The sequence below is a fragment of the Pseudoalteromonas sp. S3178 genome, from assembly GCF_005886985.1.
In the GTDB taxonomy this organism is placed as follows: Bacteria; Pseudomonadota; Gammaproteobacteria; order Enterobacterales; family Alteromonadaceae; genus Pseudoalteromonas; species Pseudoalteromonas carrageenovora.
The window spans coordinates 143,183-166,093 of the sequence record NZ_PNCW01000025.1; the positions used below are offsets into that span (position 1 = coordinate 143,183).

Below are 22,911 nucleotides of genomic sequence, written 5' to 3' on the forward strand. Positions count from 1 at the left end.
GTGGTCACCTCATCTCCTTTTAAAATATCATTTTTAGGCCCTCGCTATTGGCTAACATGGATAGGCGTTTTATTTTTATACGTGATCTCTTGGTTACCACAAAAACTTCAACTCGGATTAGGTAAATTACTAGGGCGCTTAGTCCATAAATTTATGAAACGTCGTCGCCATATAGCAGAGGTAAACATTAAGCTTTGCTTTCCTGATATGAGTGAAGCCGAACAAAAAAAATTAGTGTTAAAAAATATGGAAAACACCGGTATCGCCATGGTCGAAACGGGCATGGCATGGTGGTGGCCGCAGTGGCGTGTAAAAAATGTCTATGGCTCAATTAAAGGGCTTGAACATTTTGAGCGCGTACAAGCTTCTGGCAAAGGTGTTTTATTGCTTGTTCCTCACTTTTTACACCTTGAAATGACCAGTCGCGTGATGGGTTTAAAGTGCCAAGGCCTTGGCTTTTATCGCCCGCACAACAACCCTCTAATGGAATATTTTACAACTAATGGCCGTCTTCGCTCTAACGAATACTTGATTGGCCGAAAAGACGTTAAAGGCTTGTTGAAATCTTTAAAAAACAAAAAAGTATGTTATTACTTACCAGATCAAGACTACGGCCGTAACCGCTGCGAGTTTGTGCCTTTTTACGCCGTACCCGACACAGCAACCACCACCGGGACGTTGATGTTTGCTGGTAGCAAAAATTGCGAAACAATGAGCTTAATAAGCCACAGAGATGATAATGGAAAATACCATTTAGAGATTATTCCTGAGCTTGAAAACTTCCCAAGCGGTGATGATAAAGCTGATGTAACACGCGTTAACCAGCGAGTAGAGCAAGCTATTAATGTTGCACCAGCCCAGTACATGTGGCTTCATCGTCGTTTTAAAACAAGGCCTGATAAAAATACCCCTTCATTTTACAAAAAGTAGTGGTATAACAATATAGGTAACCTGAACTTTGAAAAGTAAGCCTCTACATTAGAGCTTGATAAAGTCATAAATAAAGTGAGTAGTTATAATGTGGTTTTGGATTAAACATTTATCATTTGCTGTGGTACTAGTTGCACTTGCGGGGTATTTTTTACTCGGCGATGGCCCGGTACTTGATATAAAACAATCTAAAAATGCTGCTGCCGAAGGGTTATCTCGCTTTTATTCATCTATTCGCAATCAAGTAAAAAGTAATAAAGAGCGTGATCAGTTTGTTTTACAGCTTAAAACCCCTCAACAAAGCCTTGATAGAGTGCTTGCTGAACGAGCACGTATTGTTGATCCTATGCCAGCTAGTTGGTCTGGAAAGGTTGAACCAAGGCGTTTTGAAAATGGCTCAACACTTAAAGATGTACTTAAAGAATATGCAAAAACTGAAGGGGTTGAACTGTATTGGTACTTAAGTAAAGATTACGTGGTAAAGGATCACTTTAGGGTAGATAGTAACTTCACATCGGCGCTGTACCAAGTAGGCAGAGCAATTAATGATGATTTTGAATACGAGGTTTATACTTACTTTTGCTACAAGCAAAGAGCTGCGGTTATTACCGAGCTCCCTTCTGAATTTGTCCGAAGTAACTGCTTAAAACTAAAAGTTTAACTGCCTGTATTATAAATACTTTAGCAATTTCACTTTAACCTAGCTCAAATACGCTATTCCAAATTTGCGTAATATTAATAATATCTTGCTCAAACTGCTCCCTCAAAACTAAACGCCCCTGCTGATCTAAACTCAACACATGGTAGCGTGAGCGATAATCAATATAGGCTTGAATTAGCTGCTGCTTTTGCTCTTTGCTAATACAGCCAAGCTTAGCGGCATCACTTAAAATTCTAACGTTGTCTGAGTAAACTGTTAGATTCTCAAATTCATTAGCGTGTTTAAGTACTAAATATTGGGTTATAAACTCAATATCTGCCATGCCACCAATATCTTGCTTTAAATCAAACTGCTGTGTGTTTCCTTTCGCTAAGTGTTCACGCATTTTTTCGCGCATTTTAATTACATCAGCTTTAAGTATGTCGGCATCTCGTGGTTGGCATAATATTTCTTTACGTATTTGTGCAAAGCGTTCAACTAACTCATCTTGACCTAATATAAGTCGAGCCCGGACGAGTGCTTGATGCTCCCACGTCCATGCTTGCGTTTGCTGATAATGATTAAAGCTTTCTAAGTTAATAGCTAATAAACCAGATGCGCCCTCTGGGCGTAGACGCGTATCTAACTCATATAAAATACCCGATGCAGTACGAGTATTAAATAAATGCATTAGGCGCTGTGCGAGCTTTAAATAAAATTGGCGAGAGTCTATTGGCTTATCGCCATTCGTTTGGCTTGAGCCGTCATGGTTGTGTACAAACACCAAATCAAGGTCTGAGTCATATCCAACTTCAAAACCACCTGTTTTTCCGTAGGCTATAACAGCAAAGCCTTTATGCTCGTCATCAGTACCGGGGGGCATACCAAAGCGCTTAACAGTATTGTGCCACGCAATATTTACTGATTGATCGACGATCGCCTCAGCAAGTGCTGTAAGGTGATCGCTAACCTTCATCACATCAATAACGCCGGTTGCATCGGCAGCTGCAATACGTAGCTGATGAGTTTGCTTAAACTGCCTAAGCGATTCCATTTGTAGCTCTAGGTCGTCATGCTCAATACGTAAAAAATACTGTCTTATCTCGTCTTTGTATGCACTTAGAGGCGTGGGTTTATAAAGTACTGCGGGATCAATTAATTCATCTAGCAAAATAGGATATCGAGAAATATGCTCACCTATCCATTTACTATGGCAGCACAATAATACCAGTTGCTTTAACGCGCCTTGGTTTTCGTAAAGCAGTTCTAGGTAGGCTGTACGCGATATTATTTTATTTAATATTTGGCAAACCATTGTAAATGCAGCTGCGCTGGCATTAAAATCATTGAGTTGATTGAGCAGTACGGGCATCAACTTATCAAGAATTTCGCGACCTCGATTACCAATATTTACTTTTGAAAGTCTTAATTTAAAGTCATTTAGGGGCGTTTGCCACTCATCTCTTTCGTCTTTTAAAAAGCTCACATCACCATGATCCCACGCACTAATAAAAGCGCCTTCACAGGTATCTAGCGGTACGGTTTCCTCGCCAATTACTAGCGAAAATTCGCTATTAACTTGCTTCATAACTTTTTCAATCGTGTTTAATGTAGCGCTGAAATTTTCTTGCGCTAATAATAAATTTAAGCGCAGCTGATTTAGCTCATCATCTGGTAAGGTTTGTGTTTGTTGGTCGTCAAATATTTGCAGGTACTGCTCAACTTTACGTAAATAAAGGTAATTGCTTGTAAGCTCTACAGCTTCTTGCTCGTCTATAACTTGGCTAAGTGATAGCTCATTTAATGCTTTGAGTAGAGATTGCGTTTGTAAATTAGCTTCTCGCCCACCTCTAACCATTTGCAGTGCTTGTACAATAAATTCAACTTCTCTAATACCGCCAGCACCTAGTTTAATATTATTAGTAAGACCTTTACGGCGTACTTCTTGAGCAATCATTAACTTCATTTTACGCAGTGATTCGATCACCGAAAAATCAATATAGCGACGATAAACAAACGGCTTTAACAGCTTAATAAACTCATCCCAGTATTTATTAGGTGTGCCAATTAAGCGCCCTTTTAACATGGCGTAGCGTTCCCAATCGCGCCCTTGCTCTTGGTAGTAATCCTCAATAGCGTTAAAGCTCATAACTAAAGGGCCGCTTTCACCAAACGGGCGCAAGCGCATATCAACTCTAAATACTTGCCCATCACCTGTTACTTGGTTAAGCGCTGCAATAAGCTTTTGCGCCACTTTTGTATAAAACACTTGGGCTTCTAGGCTTCGTCGTCCGCCTTGCGTTTTTGTACTGCGAGGGTAAGCAAAAATTAAATCTATATCTGATGAGTAATTTAGCTCTTTACCACCAAGCTTTCCCATTCCTAATACCATTAATGGCATTGAATGGTTTTGCTCATCAAGGGGTTCGCCATTTACTTTTGCAACCTGTGCATGCGCCCATTGGTTAGCACTATTTATTAGCATATCGGCCAATTGGCTAATGTAGTTTATGCTATCTGCAATTGGGTTAGCGCAACAAAGATCGAGGTATGCAACTTTAAGCCAGTACTTTTCGCGGTACTTTCGTAAAATTTGATTGCACTTTGCTTCATCTATATTAGTAAGCTCTAGGCCATCAAAGGGAGATGTGACATGTCTATTTTGTATTTCGTCTTTGCACAAAAGCCAATCTTTTAAATCGGGCTGAGACTCTAAAGAGCGCCATGCAAAGTCGCTCAATGCGAGTAATCGTACAACTTCACTTTCATCGCTTTGCTGCGGATATAGCTGTTCGAAGCGCTCTAAGCCAAGTTTTTGTAATTGAATAGGAAGTTGCTTTAGATTACTCATCGATCCTCTCTTTTATATCATCAATAACCGTACTAGAATGACTAAAACCTAGAAAGGTTAACTTAATTAGGATCACCATGTCATATTTGTCTTTATCTAACACTAGTTTTATTGCGATTGCCATTAGTTTTGCGGTTATTTGCATAACTATTTTTGGTTTACGAACTGTAACTCAACTTAAGGCAAAACAAGCGCTTAAAGAAGAGTTAGCACAACACGATAACTTTGCCATGGGAATTAGTTTTGCATCAGAAATATCAGTAGTTATAGCAACTATGGCCTTTTTATTTGACGAAATAAGCGTAAGTACCGCACAGTCAAACCCATTAAAAGTAGTTATTTTAATTGTTTTATTATTTACATTTATTAAGGTTGGTCATTTAATCCACAGAAAATGGATATTACACAGATTTAATGAAGAAGCAGCTATATTAAAGCAAAATGTATGCGCCGCCTTGGTTGACTCAGGCATGTTAATAGCTAACTGCATTATTGCACTTGGCTTATATACATGGACTCACACTCAAGGGTTTAGTAACTTACTCATTGCTTTTGTTAGCTTTTTTACTCTACAAGGGATGTTTGCCCTTGATAGCAAAATACGTGAGCATCGCTTTGCTAAAGCTAACCAAGGTGCCTCATTGCAAAGTAACTTTAATCTAGAAAACACCTCAATAGGTATAAGATACGCAGGTAAATCAATTGGTTTAGCACTTGCAGTTTATGCTGGTTTATCAAGCGCAGCGTTCCAAAATGGTAAAATGGTAGAAAATATATTTACACTGGTAATGCATTGCGGTGTAATGTGGTTGTTACTTTATTGTTTAACTTATGTAATAAAAGTTATATCTTTACCAAATATTGATACCGCTCTTGAAGTTGATCACCAAGATAACATTGGGATTGCATGTATAGAGTTTGCTGTTTTTTGTGCTATAGGCTATTTACTTATAAGCATGTTTTCTATTTAACTCCCTCCTTTACTAGCACTTATGCATTTAAGTAAAGGTGGTAATCACTTTGCTTAAATGCAACGAGGCCCCTGCCAGTGCAAGTAACAAACTATTTGCTAATCGACATAGATAACGAATTTAGTCGTGCGTTTGCACAGTACAACAAAAACAATAATAAAAGCAGCACACCTTGTGAGCTCATAGCTGTGGGCAGTAATACACGCCAGCTAGTAAAAATGATGTTTGATGAGCAAATTAAAGATTATTGTTATTGCGACCTTGAAAACGAGATAAGCGTTGCTGAACTTAGCCATTATTTAGCGGATCATCACAGTATTCATGGCGTTCTTTTTAATAGCGCCGATTACTTACTGGCAAGTGATCAACAGCGCTCAATTTATAATTCATTAAACGAAAACCGTTTTTTAATAAATCTCGATGATACAGAATACACATTGAGCCGAATTACCGATGACACGCTAACCGAGCCTTTAATTGCAGAACACGATATAGCTCACAGTACACAAGAGCTTATCTGCCAAGCTGAACTACATAATAAAAATAAATAATTGCACCTAGCTTCGTGCTTACTTACCATAGCGGTATATATTTTTCGCTAATAAGTAAGTAACACACCATGCGAGTTCCTCATATTTATCAGGCATCGGATATTGCCTTAAACACCCCTGTAACGTTAGATGATGACGCTGCTGGGCACATTGGCCGCGTACTGCGTATGAAAGTAGGCGAGCATGTGTCTATTTTTAATGGCGAAGGTGGCGAGTACCTTAGTGAAATAATTGAGGTAACTAAAAAAACAGTGATTGTAATGCCACTTGAGCTAAATCCTCATGATGTAGAATCGCCTCTTAAAATTCATTTAGGCCAATGTGTATCCCGTGGCGATAAGATGGATTTTACCATTCAAAAATCTGTAGAGCTTGGCATAACTGAAATCACCCCTCTTTTTAGCCAGCGCTGCGGCGTTAAACTCAGTGGCGATCGCTTAGAGAAAAAACATCAGCAATGGCAAAAAATTGCAATTGCTGCAGCCGAACAATCTGGGCGTAACTTTGTACCAGTTGTTCACCCTCCCGTTGATTTAAAACAGTGGCTAGAGCAGCAAACGCAGGCAATAAAACTGACTTTGCATCCTCGTGCTGAGCACAGTATTAAAACCATTACAGTACCTAAAGATGGTGTGCGCTTTTTAGTAGGCCCTGAAGGCGGTTTTACCGATGAAGAAATGGCGCAAACTAAACAACAAGATTTTGTAGATATTCGCTTAGGCCCGCGTGTTTTACGAACGGAAACCGCCGCTTTAACGGTCTTAAGTGCATTACAGTTACAATTTGGCGATTTAGCTAATTGAAATAACTAAAAGCACCCTCATATAAACATTAATATTTATAGTAAGGCACAGCGCATGGCAATTAAGTTAGGTATTATTTCAGATCCTATTAGCGGATTTAACATTAAAAAAGACACCGGTTTTGCAATGATGATGCAAGCGCAAGAGCGCGGCTACGAAATTTACTACATGGAGATGGATGACCTATCTCTTCGTAAAGGTAAATCGTATGCAACGGCGTCTAAAGCTCAAGTATTTAACAACACCGAAAAATGGTATGAGCTAGAAGAAAAAGCCACTATTGCTCTTGCTGACCTAGACGTTATTTTAATGCGTAAAGACCCACCATTCGATACTGAATATATTTACGCAACCTATATACTTGAACGTGCAGAGCAAGAAGGCACGCTTATCATTAATAAGCCACAAAGCCTTCGTGATGCTAACGAAAAGCTATTTACAGCTTGGTTTAGCGAGCATACGCCAGACACGCTAGTAACACGTAGTCAAAAGCAAATTCGTGATTTTTTAGCCGAGCATAAAGACATTATTTTAAAGCCGCTTGATGGTATGGGTGGCGCATCAATTTTTCGTATCAAAGAAGACGATGCAAACATTGGTGTAATTTGCGAAACGCTAACCGAACACGGCAGCCGCTTTGCGATGGTGCAAAATTATGTGCCAGAGATCAAACAAGGCGACAAACGCGTATTGGTTGTTGATGGCGAGGTAATTCCGTATTGTTTAGCGCGTATTCCTCAAAATGGCGAAACACGCGGTAACTTAGCAGCTGGCGGTAGAGGTGAAGCTCGCCCTCTTAGCGAGTCCGATTTAAAAATAGCACAAGCTATAGCGCCAACGCTTAAAGAAAAAGGCTTAGTATTTGTAGGCTTAGATATTATTGGCGATAAATTAACTGAAATAAACGTAACAGCACCAACGTGTGTACGTGAAATTGAAGCCGCGTATGATATTTCTATCACCGGTATTTTGTTTGATGCCATTGAGCGTAAACTTACAAACTAAACACCATTTAAAAGCGTATTAATTTAATAATTTCATACAATTAATGCGCTTTTTATGTTCAATTTATAGAACTATGCCATACTAAAAGTTCAACTAATATCCATTAACTAAAGGGCGAAATCTATGCAATCATTAGAAAATCATTTTTTAATCGCTATGCCGTCGATGCAAGACCCTTTTTTTAAACGTGCCGTTACGTATATTTGTGAGCACAATGAAGATGGGGCTATGGGCTTGGTAATAAACCAACCTATTAATGTTACTGTTGGTGAGCTTTTAGATAAAATAGAAATTGATAACGACAAAACGCAAAATGCAGCTCAAGTAAGTGTGTTTGCAGGTGGGCCGGTTAAAACAGACCGAGGTTTTGTTTTGCACTCTCCAAAACCGGGATATTCTGCGAGTCAAAAGCTTAGCAGCGATATAATGATCACCACATCTAAAGATGTTCTGGCAAGTTTAACCACCGTTCACGCACCTGATCAATTCATTATTACGCTGGGTTATTCGGGATGGGAGCAAGGACAACTTGAGCAAGAGCTTTTAGATAACAGTTGGTTGATCATAAAAGCTGATCCAAAGATCATTTTTGATACACCTGTTGAAAAGCGCTGGGAAAAAGCAGTGTCTATGTTGGGCTTTGATATTAGCCAACTTAGCCCAGAAGCAGGCCATGCATAAAACCACCTTATTTCCATGAGTTAATTATTAATAACTTAGCTCATGGAATTAGGGCTTTTTGAGCTTTTAGATTTAAATATTTTCAAGCTTCGAGAAGCACATGTTTGGTATTTACTCTACGTTATTACCCATTTATGATGAGTAACCTCACTACATAGGCTGTACCTTACCTAAATACAAAATATTTACTAAAAATTTAACCTTGTAAGACACACAGGCCAAAATAAAACCTAAAACAGGAAACACATGACAAAAAAAACGCTTAAACCGCAAGGTGAACGCACTGTAATGGGCTTTGACTTTGGCACTAAAAGTATTGGCATAGCTATTGGTCAAGAGCTTACAGGCAGCGCATCAAGCCTTAAAGCTGTAAAAGCACAAGACGGTATTCCTAATTGGGATCATATAGCTGTACAAGTTAAAGAGTGGCAACCAGATTTAATGGTGGTAGGTTTACCGCTTAATATGGATGGTACCTCTCAAGAGGTAACATTTAAAGCTAAGAAGTTTGCTAATAGACTGCATAACCATTACGGCATTCCTGTGCAAACACAAGATGAGCGCTTAACAACAGCAGATGCAAAGGCTCGCTTGTTTGAACACGGCGGCTATAAAAACTTAGGCAAAGGTAATGTAGATAATATGTCTGCGGTTATTATTTTAGAAAGCTTTTTTGAAGCAAGCTACGGCGAGTAAGAACGATTTTATACCAATTCACTTAATTAAGTATTTGCGTAGATTAATAAGCAAATAAAAAGCGCCAATTGGCGCTTTTTTTGTAGTTATTAGCTTTTATCTTTTTCATCAAGGCCATCAATAGTAACGCCTTGCAAAAAGCCTGCGCCTTGCTGCTCGTTATTACGTAGCTTAATCATTAAGCGTAGATCATTTGGCGAATCAGCATGATGTAGTGCATCGGCGTAATTAATACGCTGCTGTCTATAAAGCTCAAATAAGGCTTGGTCAAAGGTTTGCATGCCCATTTCTTTAGATTTAGCCATTGCCTCTTTAATGCCGCCAATGTCGCCGCTTTTGATTAACTCGGCCACCATAGGTGAATTAAGTAAAATCTCTATTGCGGCAACGCGACTTTCACCATCTGAGGTAGGTACAAGCTGCTGAGCAACTATAGCGCGTAAATTAAGTGCTAAATCATACTTAAGCTTGTCGTGTTTTTCTTTTGGTACTAAATGCATAATACGGTCAATCGCTTGGTTTGCATTGTTAGCGTGCAATGTAGCAACACATAAATGACCGGTTTCAGCAAAGCTAAGCGCATACTCCATGGTTTCTTGCGAACGTATTTCACCAATTAATATTACATCGGGAGCTTGTCGCAACGAGCTTTTAAGCGCGGATTCAAAACTTTCGGTATCAAGCCCTACTTCACGCTGAGTTATTATGCTCTTACGATGCTCATGTACAAATTCAATCGGATCTTCAATTGTGAGTATATGACCGCGTTGGTTACGATTTCTGTAGCCAATAAGTGCAGCTAATGATGTTGATTTACCAGTCCCAGTACCACCAACAAATAACACTAAGCCACGCTTCGACATAATTACATCAGTTAGCGTAGAAGGTAGTCCAAGCTCACTCACGTCAGGTATTTGAGTCACAATACGACGAATAACCATACCAGCTCTATCACGCTGCCAAAAAGCAGATATACGAAAACGCCCTTCGTCTGTTGCTATCGCAAAGTTACACTCTTTGGTGGTATGAAACTCATTTTTTTGCTTTTCGCTCATTGCTGACTCAACAAGCTCTAAAGCTTGTTCGTCGGTAAGTTTATCGTCACTTAGCGCGATTAATTCACCATTAATTTTGGCGCTAACGGGCAATTGACTCGATACAAATAAATCAGAGCCTTTTTTCTCAATCATAATGAGTAAAAAGTGGTTTAAAGATAAATTCATGATGATTCCTTAACCGCCAAACTGTGTTTTATCTTGCGCTTTTTCTTGCGCGGCTTTATTTGTAACCAGCCCGTGGTTTACTAAATTTGTTAAACATTGATCCATTGTTTGCATACCGTGCGATGCACCTGTTTGAATTGATGAATACATTTGCGCAATTTTATCTTCACGGATTAAGTTACGAATTGCGGGTACACCAATCATAATTTCGTGAGCGGCTATTCGCCCGCCACCAATTTTTTTAAGTAACGTTTGCGAAATTACCGCACGTAATGACTCAGAGAGCATTGAGCGTACCATCGCCTTTTCTTCACCTGGGAACACATCAATAATACGGTCAATAGTTTTTGGCGCTGAGGTTGTATGAAGCGTGCCAAACACTAAGTGGCCGGTTTCGGCAGCAGTCATTGCTAAGCGAATTGTTTCTAAATCACGAAGCTCACCAACCAAAATTACATCAGGGTCTTCACGCAGTGCGCTTCTAAGGGCATTTGAAAAGCTATGAGTATCGCGGTGCACTTCACGTTGATTAATAAGGCTTAGCTTATTGTCGTGAACAAATTCGATAGGGTCTTCTATAGTCAGAATATGATGATGTTTATTTTGATTTATATAATCAACCATAGCTGCAAGCGTTGTTGATTTACCTGAACCCGTAGGCCCTGTAACCAATACAAGCCCTCGAGGAGTATCTGAAATTGTTTTAAAGATATCAGGAGCGCCTAAATCATCAAGTGTTAGCACCTCACTTGGGATGGTACGAAACACCGCTGCAGGCCCACGATTGGAGTTAAATGCGTTCACACGAAAGCGTGCAAGGTTAGGTACTTCAAACGAAAAATCCACTTCAAGATTTTGTTCGTAGTCCTTACGCTGATTATCGTTCATAATGTCGTAAACCAGACTGTTTACGTCTTTGTCTTCAAGTGCTGGTATATTAATACGGCGAACATCACCATCTACGCGTATCATAGGTGAAACACCCGACGATAAATGTAAATCGGATGCTTTGTGTTGCACACTAAACGCCAATAATTCGGTAATATCCATTTATGACTCCACAACTAACTGATAAATATATGGTTACAATAGCAGAACGACTCACATCCGCCTACGCTAGAATTGCAAATGCGGCAAAAAATGCACAACGAAATAGCAGCGAAATAACTTTACTCGCTGTTTCAAAAACAAAACCTAGTGCAGATATAGCTACAGCTTACGAGCATGGCCAACGCCAATTTGGCGAGTCTTATGTTCAAGAGGCTGTAGATAAAATAGCTCAATTAAGTGCATTAAGCGACATCACTTGGCACTTTATTGGCCCTATTCAATCAAATAAAAGCGCGCTTGTTGCACAGCATTTTGACTGGGTGCAAAGTGTTGATCGCATTAAAATAGCAAAACGACTAAACGCACAACGCCTTGCTGATTTACCCCCTTTAAATGTGCTTATTCAAGTAAATATAAGTACAGAAGAGGCTAAGTCAGGCTGTAGCGTTGATCAAATACCTGAACTTGCAGAATTTATTAGCCAATGTGAGCAGTTAACTTTGCGTGGCTTAATGGCAATTCCGGCTAAAAGTGACGTTCCTGCTGAGCAAATTCAATCTTTTGAGCAATTACAAACTTGCTTTGATAAACTAAAGGCCCAATATCCTCATATAGATACGTTGTCGATGGGTATGAGTGGAGATGTTGAAGCTGCCATAAGTGCAGGTTCAACCATGGTGAGGATCGGCACAGATATTTTTGGAACTCGAACTTAAAAGGTGATAACAGACATATGTCAGATAAAACAATCGCATTTATAGGCACAGGTAACATGAGCTATGCCATTATTGGTGGCATGGTAAAAAACGGTTTTAACGCAAACAACATCATTGCTACAAACCGCAACCAAGAAAAGCTTGCAAAGGTAGCAGACGATTTCAAGGTGAAAACCACCAGTGACAATAACGAAGCCCTACGCGATGCTGATGTCATTGTATTATCTGTTAAGCCTCAAATGATGGGCGATTTATGTAAATCGTTTCAAGAATCAGGCGTAGACTTTAGTGATAAATTATTTATATCGGTTGCCGCAGGTTTAACCGTTAAGCGTTTACGTGAAATGCTAGGCCAAGACGTTAAAATGGTACGTTGTATGCCAAATACCCCATCGCTGCTTGGCCGTGGTGTATCGGGTTTATTTGGTGCAAACGAAACAGCCGATGAACACGAGTTTGTACAACAAGTATTTGAATGTACTGGTATTGCAGTATGGGTTGAGCAAGAGTCGCAAATTAACGATATTATTGCAGTGACTGGCTCATCTCCTGCTTACTTTTTCTTATTTATGGAAGCCATTGAAGAAAAAGCTAAAGCACTTGGTTTTAACGATGAAGATGCCCGTCGCTTAGTGCAACAAACAGCGCTAGGCGCTGCAGAAATGGCACTTAGCCAACCAGAGATAACTATTTCGCAATTGCGCTCAAATGTAACATCTAAAGGCGGTACTACACATGCCGCAGTTGAGCATTTAAAAGGCGAAGGCTTAACACAAACTGTTAGCGACGCGATGGATGCATGTATTGCCCGCGCAGAGCAAATGGAAAAAGAACTTTAAAATTACTTTTTATTGAAGGTTACATTATGAATGCCATGCAATTTTTGATCAGTACCCTGTTTGATTTATTTTTAATGGTGGTGCTACTGCGTTTTTGGCTACAGTGGGCAAAAGCCGACTTTTACAACCCGATGAGCCAATTTGTAGTTAAAGCAACGTCGTTTGCCGTTAAACCGCTACGTAAAATTATACCTGGATTTGGCGGGCTCGATTTAGCGTCATTGTTGCTGGCATACCTTGTAGCCGTAGCTAAAATTAGTACCCTAATGCTTGTTATTTATGGAGCATGGGCACCGCAGCCGGTGTTTATCCAAGCATTAATAACTGTATTAAAAGAAGGTTTAAACTTAGTATTTTGGGTGTTAATTATCCGTGCTATTTTAAGCTGGGTAAGCCAAGGCTATAACCCTATTGAAGCAGTTTTTCATCAGCTTACTGAGCCAATGCTTAAACCTATTCGTAAAATTCTTCCGCCAATGGGTGGTTTAGATTTATCAGTATTAGTACTCATTATTGGTATTCAGTTTTTACAAATGCTGTTTATGGACTTTTTAGCGTAAGCACTCAATTTTAAGTAAAAGAGGCCTTATGGCCTCTTTTTTATATAGGACACCATAATGAATCGTTTAATTAAGTTTTGTTTTATTGCTTGTTTAGCCTTCGCATTTAATGCACAAAGTGAAGAAATGCAAGGTGCTCAGTACAAAGAGCTCGGCCCTTGGCAAGTACATTACATTGCCTTTCCTTCTACGTTTATTCAGCCCAAAATAGCTAAAGCGTACAACCTTGAGCGCAGTGGCTACAAAGGGGTTGTAAACATTTCTATATTAAAAAATGATGCCGATAAAACAGCACAAACAGCCACGTTAACTGGCACAGCCAAAAACTTACTGGGTAATAAACAAACCTTAACTTTTAAAGAAGTTAAAGAAGGTGACTCAATTTATTATCTTGCTCAAGTAAATTACACCAACGAAGAAATTTTACGTTTTGAAATTGAAATACAACAAAGTAACCAGTTTCAAAAATTACAATTTCAGCAAAAATTTTACGTAGATTAATATCATGACTAAAACTTTAGTACTTGCTACAGGTAACCCTGGCAAAGTAAATGAGCTGGCAAATATGCTAAGCCCACTTAACATTAACGTAGTGCCACAAAGTGACTTTAACGTAGGCGAAGTAGCCGAAACTGGCACCACCTTTGTAGAAAACGCCATTATAAAAGCCCGCCATGCGGCTAAAATTACAGGTATGCCAGCCATAGCTGATGATTCAGGCCTAGAAGTAGATGGCTTAAATGGCGCGCCGGGCGTTTACTCTGCTCGCTTTGCAGGTGAGAGCGCGAGCGATCAAGACAACATAGATAAACTACTTAATGATTTAGGTAGTAATTCAAACCGTAAAGCCCGCTTTTGGTGTGTGCTGGTATTAATGCGCCACGCAGATGACCCTACCCCACTTATTTGCAGCGCAAGCTGGGAAGGCGAAATTACACAAAGCCAAAATGGCGAAGGTGGTTTTGGTTACGACCCAGTATTTTTTGTTGCTGAGCAAAACTGTACCAGTGCAGAGCTCACTAAAGAGCAAAAAAATGCAGTGAGCCATCGAGGCCAAGCACTTAAAAAATTACTACTAGAGCTTAAAAACAAAGGCGGCCTGTGAACCTTCCACCTCTTAGCTTATATGTGCACGTACCTTGGTGCGTGCAAAAATGCCCTTACTGCGACTTTAATAGCCATGGGCAAAAAGGCGACATACCTGAAGCTGAATACATTCAACATTTAATAGACGATTTAAAAGCTGATTTACATTTAGTGCAAGGGCGTAAAATACACAGTATTTTTATTGGTGGTGGCACGCCAAGCTTATTAACCGGCGATGCTTACACTCGTTTACTTAAAGAAGTTGATAGCCTGATTGGCCTTAGTGATGCTTGCGAAATAACCCTTGAAGCAAACCCTGGCACCGTAGAAACCGGACGCTTTAAAGAGTATGTAAAAGCCGGTATTAACCGTATTTCCATTGGTGTGCAAAGTATGCAAAACGACAAGCTAAAAGCGCTTGGCCGTATTCATGGTGCCGATGAAGCAAACTACGCCGCTGAGCAAGCTAAACACGCTGGGCTAAATAGTTTTAATCTTGATTTAATGCATGGTTTACCGGGGCAAAGCCTTGACGATGCACTGAGCGATTTAAAACACATTATTGCTTTAAATCCGCCGCACATATCGTGGTACCAACTCACTATTGAGCCAAATACACAGTTTGCTTCAAAACCACCTACTCTGCCGCAAGATGAAACCCTATGGGACATTCAAGAGCAAGGCCAAGCGTTACTTGCTCAAGCTGGTTACATTCAATACGAAATATCGGGATATGCAAAGCCCGGTTATCAATGCCAACATAACTTGAATTATTGGCGTTTTGGCGATTATCTCGGTATTGGTTGTGGTGCTCATGGTAAAGTTACTGATGCAAAAACGGGTGTAATAACACGCACCGAAAAGGTTAAACACCCTCGCGGTTATATGGATTTAATTAAGCCATATATGTACAAAAGTTGGGAAGTAGAGCAAGACGATTTAGCCTTTGAATTTTTTATGAATCGTTTTCGCTTAGTCGAGCCTTGCCCAATTGAAGATTTCAGTTCGCTGACTAGTCAGCCGCTACAAAGCCAGCAAGCGGCTTTAACAAAAGCTATAAATGCAGGATTGTTAATACAAGAAAACGGCCACTGGCAAGTAAGCCTTAAAGGCCATCGTTTTTTAAATGACCTGCTAGAATTGTTCGTGTAGTGGTTTTTAACCACGCGCGATAAACATAAAAATACAAGCAAATAAATACAATACACCCTAATGGGTTTCTAACAACAAAGGGAAAACAATGCGTAAACTTACCTTTATTGCAGCTGCCGTAAGCGTTGCACTTATTGCTGGTTGCCAGCAAACAACTCAACAGGCCGCACCCGCACCGGTTGCAAAAGCACAAAATGTTCAATCACAACAAAGTGAAATAGACAAAGCCAATGCGTTTTTTGAAGATACATTTAACCGCGACGTAATGAGCAGCCCTGTGTACCAAACTTACATGGGCATAAAAAAAGATTACGACAAATGGGATGACGGCAGCGAAGAGCAAAAACAAAAAGATTTAGCACAAACTAAAGCTGATTTAGTTGAGCTAAAAGCAATTAATCGCGATCTACTTGATGATGCAACAAAAGTAAGTTACGACTTAAAAAAACAAGACCTAGAAAGCTCAATTGCTGATTTTAAATGGCGTTATCATAACTACCCAGTGAATCAAATGTTTGGTACTCACTCTATGGTGCCTGCATTTTTAATTAACCAACATTCAATTAGTAACGTTAAAGAAGCAAAAGACTACATTGCACGTTTAAACGGTGTACCTACAGTATTTGATCAACTAATTACTGATTTAGAAACGCGTGCTGATAAAGGTATTATTGCCCCTAAATTTGTGTTCCCACATGTTATTGATTCAAGCAAAAACATCATCCATGGTGCGCCGTTTGAAAAAGGTGAAGACTCTACCCTTTTAGCCGACTTTAAACGCAAAGTAAGTGCACTTGAAATTAGCCAAGATGAAAAAGATGCCTTAATTAGCGATGCAACTGATGCACTAAAATCAGCGGTTAAGCCTTCTTACTCTAAGCTAATTAATTACCTAGCACAGCTAGAGAAACGCGCTGATAATCGTGATGGCGCATGGAAATTGCCAGATGGTGAAGCGTTTTATAATAACGCCCTTAAACGCACTACAACAACCGATTTAACGGCTAAAGAGATTCATGCCATTGGTCTTGCTGAAGTTGAGCGTATTCATGACGAAATGCGTGAAATTAAAGATAAAGTGGGCTTTAAAGGTGATTTAAAAGCGTTTATGCAGTTTATGAAAACTGATAAACAATTTTATTATGCCAATGACGCACAAGGTAAACAGCGTTATTTAGATGAGGCAACTGGCCTAATTGATACCATGAAAACCCGTTTAGACGAGCTATTTATTGTTAAGCCAAAAGCAGACCTTAAAGTTAAAGCCGTTGAAGCATTTCGTGAAAAAGCAGCAGGTAAAGCATTTTACCAACAACCTGCGCCAGATGGCTCACGCCCTGGTATTTACTACGCAAACCTTTACGACATGGAAGCGATGCCAACGTATCAAATGGAAGCATTAGCGTACCATGAGGGTATTCCGGGTCACCACATGCAAATTGCTATCTCGCAAGAGCTTGAAGGTGTACCTAAGTTCCGTAAGTTTGGCGGCTATACGGCATACATTGAAGGTTGGGGTTTATACTCAGAGTTCATCCCTAAAGAAATGGGTATGTACTCAGACCCTTACTCAGATTTTGGTCGCCTTTCAATGGAATTATGGCGCGCATGTCGCCTAGTGGTTGATACCGGTATTCACGCAATGAAGTGGACTCGCCAAGAAGGTATTGATTACTACGTAAATAACACGCCTAATGCAACATCAGACGGTGTTAAAATGGTTGAGCGTCACATTGTAATGCCATCGCAAGCAACAGCATACAAAGTAGGTATGCTTAAGATTTTAGAACTGCGTGAAGATGCTAAAAAGCAACTTGGTGATAAGTTTGATATTCGCCAGTTCCACGATGTAGTACTTAAAAATGGACCTGTACCACTTAACGTACTAGAGAGCTTTGTGAACGAATGGGTAGCAAGCAAAAAAGCTTAAAACCAATTTAAAGCAACTGTTTAAATATGAAAGGTCGCTTATGCGGCCTTTTTTGTTTTATAGTAATAAAAACGTTAAGAGGTAGAGTGATAGAATGGATTTAAGCATACAGTTACTTAATGCGCGAATTGCTAAGCATCAGCTAGATGAACTTGATAGCGACTTTAAACAGTTAAGTCCTGCCCAGCAAACATTACAGCTTAATCACCTTTGTGAAACCGCTTTGCGTATGGATATTAAATACGACTTTATGCAAAACATGGCAACACGTATTTTAACCACCAACACACCACCAGCGCCTTTTATAAACCAATTAACGACCACTGATGCATTAACGTTTTTTACACCGGCATTAAAAGAAAACGAAGGCTTTTTAGCACAAGATACCCAAGGTAATAATGTGCTACATAATGTATTTAAGCACGCCCATGCTCAAAAGCTGGCTTTTAACTACGTGCGCTCTTTAATGTTATTTGAATCTAACGATGATTTAGTCAAAGCCCTTGCGCAAACCAATGCACGCGGCCTCACGCCAGTTGCTTGTTATATTGCATATGCAAATAAACCTAACACCCCAGTTAAGCATGAATTTTCAGCGCTGCTAGCCCTTATGGAAATAGAACAAAAACAAAACCCATTGGCTAAGCAACAACTGGCAAGTATATTAAAAGGGGCAAGCATCAACGAAACCAGCATTTTACTCAGTGCAGCTTACCTGCAGCGTTCAACCGCGCAAATTGCACATTTAATCAAAGCAATTTAGTCACTTAAGTAATATTCTACGCTTGTTACTACTCTCACCTTTTTAATATGAGGTGTGTTTGAGTCACGGTTAGTAATACTAAATTGGCCTTGTCGCGCCGTTTTAATTTTACCAAGTTTTGAATTTGAGTCTTTAGCAAACTTATTCGCCACTTCTCGGGCTTTCTCTGTGGCCTCTTGCACCATGGCAGGTTTTATATCGTTAAGAGTAGTAAATATATACTCCACCTTGGTTTCGTAACTGTCTTGTACGACTGCAATGTTTTGCTTTGCTAATTGACTTACTTTACTCAGTGCATTTTGTACTTTATCGGGAGCACTTGAATACACAATAATATTAGAGCGTACTAAATACCTAAATTTTTGATTTTCGTTAGCGTATTCGCGGGCTTGCTTATCAATAATTGACTGACTCCCTGTGCTTATTTCGTCATCATCAAAGCCATGTAGCTTTAAAAAAGCGATAACCGCATCATTTTTTTGCTCAACCCTACTAACTAACTTTTCGAGGTTGTTGTCGGCATCACTAAACTGCAAAGGCCAAATTACGGTGTCTGCGCTTACTTCTCGCTCAGCTAATCCTTTAACTTGTACGCTTCGCTCCATCGCTTTTACGTCAAGTGCTGTTCCTTTTAAAATAAAACCAAAGCTAACTAAGCCTATACTTAAACAAATTGCTGCTATAACAATATAAAAACCGGGTGTTTTGTTCACGTTCACCTCCTTGATTGATATCAATAATAAGCACCTAGACGCTCGAAATAACACACTAAACAGGGTACATTGTGAGTATAAATAACGCAAAATATAATCAGCCAAGGATCCGCTATGAGCCTAAAACGTATTAGCCAGTTTTTTAACCCCGCGTCGGTGGCGGTTATTGGCGCCTCAAACGTGTCAACTCGTGCAGGCTTTGTAGTAATGCGCAATTTGTTACGGGGTGGCTTTAACGGGCCAATAATGCCAGTTACGCCAAGCCATACAGCGGTACATGGTGTACTTGCCTACCCAAGCATAGCTGAATTGCCTAAAGTACCTGATCTTGCTGTTATTTGTACCAACAAAAACACTCTACTAAGTATCATTGAACAGTTAGGTAAGCTTGGTTGTAAAAGCGCCATAGTCATTGCCGATGGTCTTTCAAATGAGCTAAAAGCAGCATTAAAAGAATCAGCCCACGCACACAACGTTACGCTGCTTGGACCAAACTGTTTAGGCTTACTTATCCCCCATATTGGCTTAAACGCAAGTTTTTCTCACACTGTTGCAAGCCCGGGTAAACTTGCTTTTGTATCGCAATCGGCTGCAGTGTGTTCGACCATTTTAGATTGGGCAAAAAACAAAGAAATCGGCTTTTCGTATTTTGTCTCGGTGGGTGATTGCCTAGATATAGACTTTGATGAACTGCTCGACTTTTTAGGCCGCGACGCTAAAACCAAAGCCATTTTATTGTACATAGATAATATTGAAGATATTCGCGGGTTTATATCTGCAGCGCGAGCTGCTGCTTTTAGTAAACCCGTTATTGCTATAAAAACCGGAAAAACCAGTGCCGGAGCACTCGCCGCTGAAATTCACACCGGTGGTAAACAAAGTTCAGATGCGGTTTACGATGCACTATTTCAGCGTGCGGGTATGCTACGCGTAAAAGATTTACGTGAGCTATTTGCCGCTACACAAACACTTGCTATGCACCCAAAATTATTAAAAGTAGAGCAACTTACAATTTTAACCAATGGTGGCGGCCCTGGGGTTATGGCAGTTGATGAGCTTATATTAAACTCTGGCAAGTTAACCCAATTAAGCGATGAAACCCGCGCAGCACTCAATAAAGTGATCCCACAATCAGACACCACATCAAACCCTGTTGATATATTTGGTGACTCAGCTCCGGCTCGTTACAAGCAAGCTCTTGATATTTTATTGCGCGCAAAAGAAGTTAAAAATTTGTTGATAATTCACACTCCATCAGCACTGGCACCGAGTGAAGATTACGCCGATATAATAGTGCAAACTCTACAAACGATTCCTAAAATGGCGCGCCCTTATGTGATCACTAATTTTATGGGAGAAGATGCCTCCTACGCCGCTAGAAAGGTATGCTCTAATAGCGCTATACCAACTTACCGAACACCTGAAGGTGCTGTAGGTGCATTTATGCATTTAGTTAGCTATCGCCGAAATCAAAAACACTTAACGCAAACGCCAGAGTCGAACACAGATGATGCAAAAATAAATAAAGTAGCAGCTAAAACACTCATTACTGAGTTTTTAACAGATGAACAAAGCTATTTACCGACCCATCAAGCCAGCCAAGTATTGAGCCACTATGGTGTTGAATGTATTCAAACAGAGGTCGCTTACACCCCTACAGAAGCAAGAGAGCAAGCCATTGAACTTGGCTTTCCTGTGGCACTAAAACTAATTAGCCCAAGTATTGCTTCAAAATCGGAAGTGGGTGGTGTAGTCCTTAACCTTAACGATGCAAATGAAGTAGAGCAAACCGCGTTTGCAATGCTAATCCGGATTAAAAATACGTACCCAGATGCGGTGATTGAAGGGTTTTCGCTGCAAAAAATGGCGCCACGCGCAGGCGCAAATGAGCTTAGAATAGCCATTAAAACAGAGCCTAATTTTGGGCCCGTTATTTTACTTGGCGAAGCCGGGAACGGCCTGGAGTACGCACAAGCTGCTGTTGCACTTCCACCACTTAACATGAACCTAGCTAAATATTTAATTGCAGCAGCACACGATAAAGGGGTACTAAAAGAACGTATATTGCCCGAAAAAGTCGATAAATATCGACTTTGCGCCCTACTCACTCGTATTTCGCAATTAGTGATAGATCAGCCTGATATTAGCTCTATGGAGTTAAATCCAATACTTGCCAGTAACGGGCAGTTTTTAGTACTTGATGCCACTATGACGCTTAATAAATACCAAGCACAAAGCAATCGTAAGCGCTTATCTATTCGTCCTTACCCTATTGAGCTTGTCGAAGTGGTGACTCTTAAAAACAACACCCAAGCAACTCTCAGACCTATAAAACCAGAAGATGAAAAAGCCCACCAAGAGTTTGATCAATCTTTAAATAAGGAAGATCGTTACAAACGATTTTTTGGTGAACTTCCTCAGTTTAATCACGATCAGCTCGCTAAAATGACCCAAATTGATTACGACCGTGAAATGGCATTTATTGTTTGCCAGCGCTTTGAAGGCAAAACCCGTACGCTTGGTGTAGCAAGAGTTATTATGGACCCTGATAATTTACATGCTGAATTTGCAACTGTAGTGCGCTCTGATTATCAAGGTTTAGGCCTTGGCACTATTCTTATGACAGCGGCAATTAATCATTGTAAGCGCCAAGGCGTTGAAACAGTAGAGGGGATCACATTGCCTGAAAACACAGGCATGATTGAGCTAGCTCGCAAGCTCGGCTTTAAAATAAGCCGCGACTTTGAAGAAGGCAGTATTAACATGGTGCTTAAACTTAACGAATGAATAGTCCACAAACTTTAAGACAAAAAATGGCCTGCCTATTTGAGGGGACGGGGCAATATCACCGTGCAGGGCACCTATTAGACATTACCCTCATTAGCTTAATAATGATTAATGTTATAGCCATCGTTATTGAATCAATTCCGAGCGTAGCGCTTAAATATTATGATGAATTTTTAATTTTAGAAATTGTCTCAGTGGCTATTTTTGCTATTGAATATCTAGCAAGGCTATGGGCATGTGTAGATAAAACAAAGTATGCTGCCATTAATGGCACTAATACAAAACGCAGGCTAAGTTATTTTTTATCTCCCCTGGCGCTAATTGACCTGATTGCTATTTTGCCTAGCTTACTGATGTTTTTATTTCCGCTCGATTTGCGATTTTTACGCGTACTTAGGCTACTAAGAGTGTTTAAGCTTACTCGCTACTCTCGTGCTATGCAGCTGCTGTTACAAGCATTTATAGATGAAGGCAGTTCATTACTTGCAGCATTTTTTATTATGGCGGTCGTGCTTATCTTAGCCTCTTGCGGTATTTATTTAATTGAACATGATATTCAACCCGATAAATTTGGCTCTATTCCCGCGGCGATGTGGTGGGCAATGGCTACGCTTACCACCGTAGGCTATGGCGATGTAGTCCCTATAACCTCATTGGGTAAATTTTTTGGCGGGGTGATCACATTACTTAGCATGGGAATGGTAGCCATCCCAACAGGTTTACTCGCATCTAGTTTTTCAGAGCAAATACGTAAACGACGCCAGTTTTTTGAAGACGCAGTCCATGAACAAATTCATGATGGCACACTCAACAAAGAGCAGCACGCTCACTTAGAAGAGCTACGCTATAAGTTGGGATTAAGTAAGCTTGAGGCAAATAAGGCCATAAAAACACAACTAAAAGAGCGCAATAGCCATATTTATTGTCGTCACTGCGGTAAGCGCCCTTAAATTAAGGGCGCTTT

General features: G+C 40.1%; 22 protein-coding genes. 18 read left to right on the forward strand and 4 right to left on the reverse strand.

From position 1 onward, the window contains the following. Positions 1–930 (forward strand): LpxL/LpxP family Kdo(2)-lipid IV(A) lauroyl/palmitoleoyl acyltransferase, encoded by a 930-nt coding sequence (gene lpxL / locus CWC11_RS07550; RefSeq protein WP_138682193.1) that lies wholly within the window; start codon positions 1–3, stop codon positions 928–930. A gap of 88 nt (positions 931–1,018) precedes the next feature. After that, a complete protein-coding gene (locus tag CWC11_RS07555; protein WP_058549473.1) occupies positions 1,019–1,591 on the forward strand; it encodes a toxin co-regulated pilus biosynthesis Q family protein in 573 nt (190 codons plus the stop codon). A 34-nt stretch (positions 1,592–1,625) separates the two neighbouring features. On the opposite strand, the gene glnE is transcribed toward CWC11_RS07555, so the two are convergent. Beyond that, the gene (gene glnE / locus CWC11_RS07560; protein ID WP_138682194.1) at positions 1,626–4,421 is read right to left on the reverse strand and encodes a bifunctional [glutamate--ammonia ligase]-adenylyl-L-tyrosine phosphorylase/[glutamate--ammonia-ligase] adenylyltransferase; all 2,796 of its coding nucleotides are present in this window, start codon (positions 4,419–4,421) and stop codon (positions 1,626–1,628) included. Between the two features lie 77 nt (positions 4,422–4,498). Between glnE and CWC11_RS07565 the strand changes: the two genes are divergently transcribed. From CWC11_RS07565 to ruvX, 6 genes are all read left to right on the forward strand, one after another. After that, positions 4,499–5,392: a DUF350 domain-containing protein gene (locus CWC11_RS07565; protein WP_138682195.1), complete on the forward strand. Its 894-nt coding sequence runs from the start codon at positions 4,499–4,501 to the stop codon at positions 5,390–5,392. Positions 5,393–5,463: 71 nt separating this feature from the next. Beyond that, the gene (locus CWC11_RS07570) at positions 5,464–5,943 is read left to right on the forward strand and encodes a hypothetical protein (protein ID WP_138682196.1); all 480 of its coding nucleotides are present in this window, start codon (positions 5,464–5,466) and stop codon (positions 5,941–5,943) included. A gap of 68 nt (positions 5,944–6,011) precedes the next feature. Further along, positions 6,012–6,746, forward strand: coding sequence for a 16S rRNA (uracil(1498)-N(3))-methyltransferase (gene rsmE / locus CWC11_RS07575; protein WP_138682197.1), 735 nt, complete (start codon positions 6,012–6,014; stop codon positions 6,744–6,746). Positions 6,747–6,800: 54 nt separating this feature from the next. Then, entirely contained in the window at positions 6,801–7,751 is a 951-nt protein-coding gene (gene gshB, locus CWC11_RS07580) for a glutathione synthase (protein ID WP_138682198.1), read from the forward strand. 123 nt (positions 7,752–7,874) lie between these two features. Then, entirely contained in the window at positions 7,875–8,432 is a 558-nt protein-coding gene (locus tag CWC11_RS07585) for a YqgE/AlgH family protein (protein WP_058549467.1), read from the forward strand. Between the two features lie 246 nt (positions 8,433–8,678). Continuing rightward, a complete protein-coding gene (ruvX, locus tag CWC11_RS07590) occupies positions 8,679–9,128 on the forward strand; it encodes a Holliday junction resolvase RuvX (protein WP_058549466.1) in 450 nt (149 codons plus the stop codon). An 89-nt stretch (positions 9,129–9,217) separates the two neighbouring features. Here the strand turns inward: ruvX and CWC11_RS07595 are convergent, their stop codons facing one another. Both CWC11_RS07595 and CWC11_RS07600 read right to left on the reverse strand, forming a co-directional pair. Next, positions 9,218–10,351, reverse strand: a complete 1,134-nt coding sequence (locus CWC11_RS07595; protein WP_104643315.1) for a PilT/PilU family type 4a pilus ATPase — start codon at positions 10,349–10,351, stop codon at positions 9,218–9,220. 9 nt (positions 10,352–10,360) lie between these two features. Further along, a complete protein-coding gene (locus CWC11_RS07600; RefSeq protein ID WP_058549464.1) occupies positions 10,361–11,401 on the reverse strand; it encodes a type IV pilus twitching motility protein PilT in 1,041 nt (346 codons plus the stop codon). Between the two features lie 2 nt (positions 11,402–11,403). On the opposite strand from CWC11_RS07600, the gene CWC11_RS07605 reads away from it, so the two are divergent. From CWC11_RS07605 to CWC11_RS07640, 8 genes are all read left to right on the forward strand, one after another. Beyond that, on the forward strand, positions 11,404–12,117 hold the full coding sequence (locus CWC11_RS07605) for a YggS family pyridoxal phosphate-dependent enzyme (RefSeq protein WP_138682199.1): 714 nt from the start codon (positions 11,404–11,406) through the stop codon (positions 12,115–12,117). A gap of 17 nt (positions 12,118–12,134) precedes the next feature. Next, the gene (gene proC, locus CWC11_RS07610; protein ID WP_138682200.1) at positions 12,135–12,956 is read left to right on the forward strand and encodes a pyrroline-5-carboxylate reductase; all 822 of its coding nucleotides are present in this window, start codon (positions 12,135–12,137) and stop codon (positions 12,954–12,956) included. A 26-nt stretch (positions 12,957–12,982) separates the two neighbouring features. Next, positions 12,983–13,516: a YggT family protein gene (locus tag CWC11_RS07615; protein WP_104643318.1), complete on the forward strand. Its 534-nt coding sequence runs from the start codon at positions 12,983–12,985 to the stop codon at positions 13,514–13,516. A gap of 57 nt (positions 13,517–13,573) precedes the next feature. Further along, positions 13,574–14,017 (forward strand): DUF4426 domain-containing protein, encoded by a 444-nt coding sequence (locus tag CWC11_RS07620; protein ID WP_058549460.1) that lies wholly within the window; start codon positions 13,574–13,576, stop codon positions 14,015–14,017. A 4-nt stretch (positions 14,018–14,021) separates the two neighbouring features. Next, the gene (locus tag CWC11_RS07625) at positions 14,022–14,621 is read left to right on the forward strand and encodes an XTP/dITP diphosphatase (RefSeq protein ID WP_138682201.1); all 600 of its coding nucleotides are present in this window, start codon (positions 14,022–14,024) and stop codon (positions 14,619–14,621) included. Then, entirely contained in the window at positions 14,618–15,754 is a 1,137-nt protein-coding gene (gene hemW / locus CWC11_RS07630; protein ID WP_138682202.1) for a radical SAM family heme chaperone HemW, read from the forward strand. The genes CWC11_RS07625 and hemW overlap by 4 nt, the downstream gene beginning before the upstream one ends. An 88-nt stretch (positions 15,755–15,842) precedes the next feature. Beyond that, positions 15,843–17,684 carry a DUF885 domain-containing protein gene (locus CWC11_RS07635; RefSeq protein WP_138682203.1) on the forward strand — a complete coding sequence of 614 codons (1,842 nt, stop codon included), beginning with the start codon at positions 15,843–15,845 and terminating at the stop codon, positions 17,682–17,684. A 94-nt stretch (positions 17,685–17,778) separates the two neighbouring features. Continuing rightward, a complete protein-coding gene (locus CWC11_RS07640) occupies positions 17,779–18,447 on the forward strand; it encodes a hypothetical protein (protein WP_138682204.1) in 669 nt (222 codons plus the stop codon). Here the strand turns inward: CWC11_RS07640 and CWC11_RS07645 are convergent. Next, positions 18,444–19,160, reverse strand: a complete 717-nt coding sequence (locus CWC11_RS07645; RefSeq protein ID WP_058549455.1) for an SIMPL domain-containing protein — start codon at positions 19,158–19,160, stop codon at positions 18,444–18,446. The two genes, CWC11_RS07640 and CWC11_RS07645, sit on opposite strands and share 4 nt — an antisense overlap. A gap of 114 nt (positions 19,161–19,274) precedes the next feature. On the opposite strand from CWC11_RS07645, the gene CWC11_RS07650 reads away from it, so the two are divergent. Together CWC11_RS07650 and CWC11_RS07655 are read left to right on the forward strand one after the other, a co-directional pair. Then, on the forward strand, positions 19,275–21,947 hold the full coding sequence (locus CWC11_RS07650; RefSeq protein WP_138682205.1) for a bifunctional acetate--CoA ligase family protein/GNAT family N-acetyltransferase: 2,673 nt from the start codon (positions 19,275–19,277) through the stop codon (positions 21,945–21,947). Next, the gene (locus CWC11_RS07655) at positions 21,944–22,897 is read left to right on the forward strand and encodes an ion transporter (RefSeq protein WP_138682206.1); all 954 of its coding nucleotides are present in this window, start codon (positions 21,944–21,946) and stop codon (positions 22,895–22,897) included. The genes CWC11_RS07650 and CWC11_RS07655 overlap by 4 nt, the downstream gene beginning before the upstream one ends. Positions 22,898–22,911: the final 14 nt, after the last annotated feature.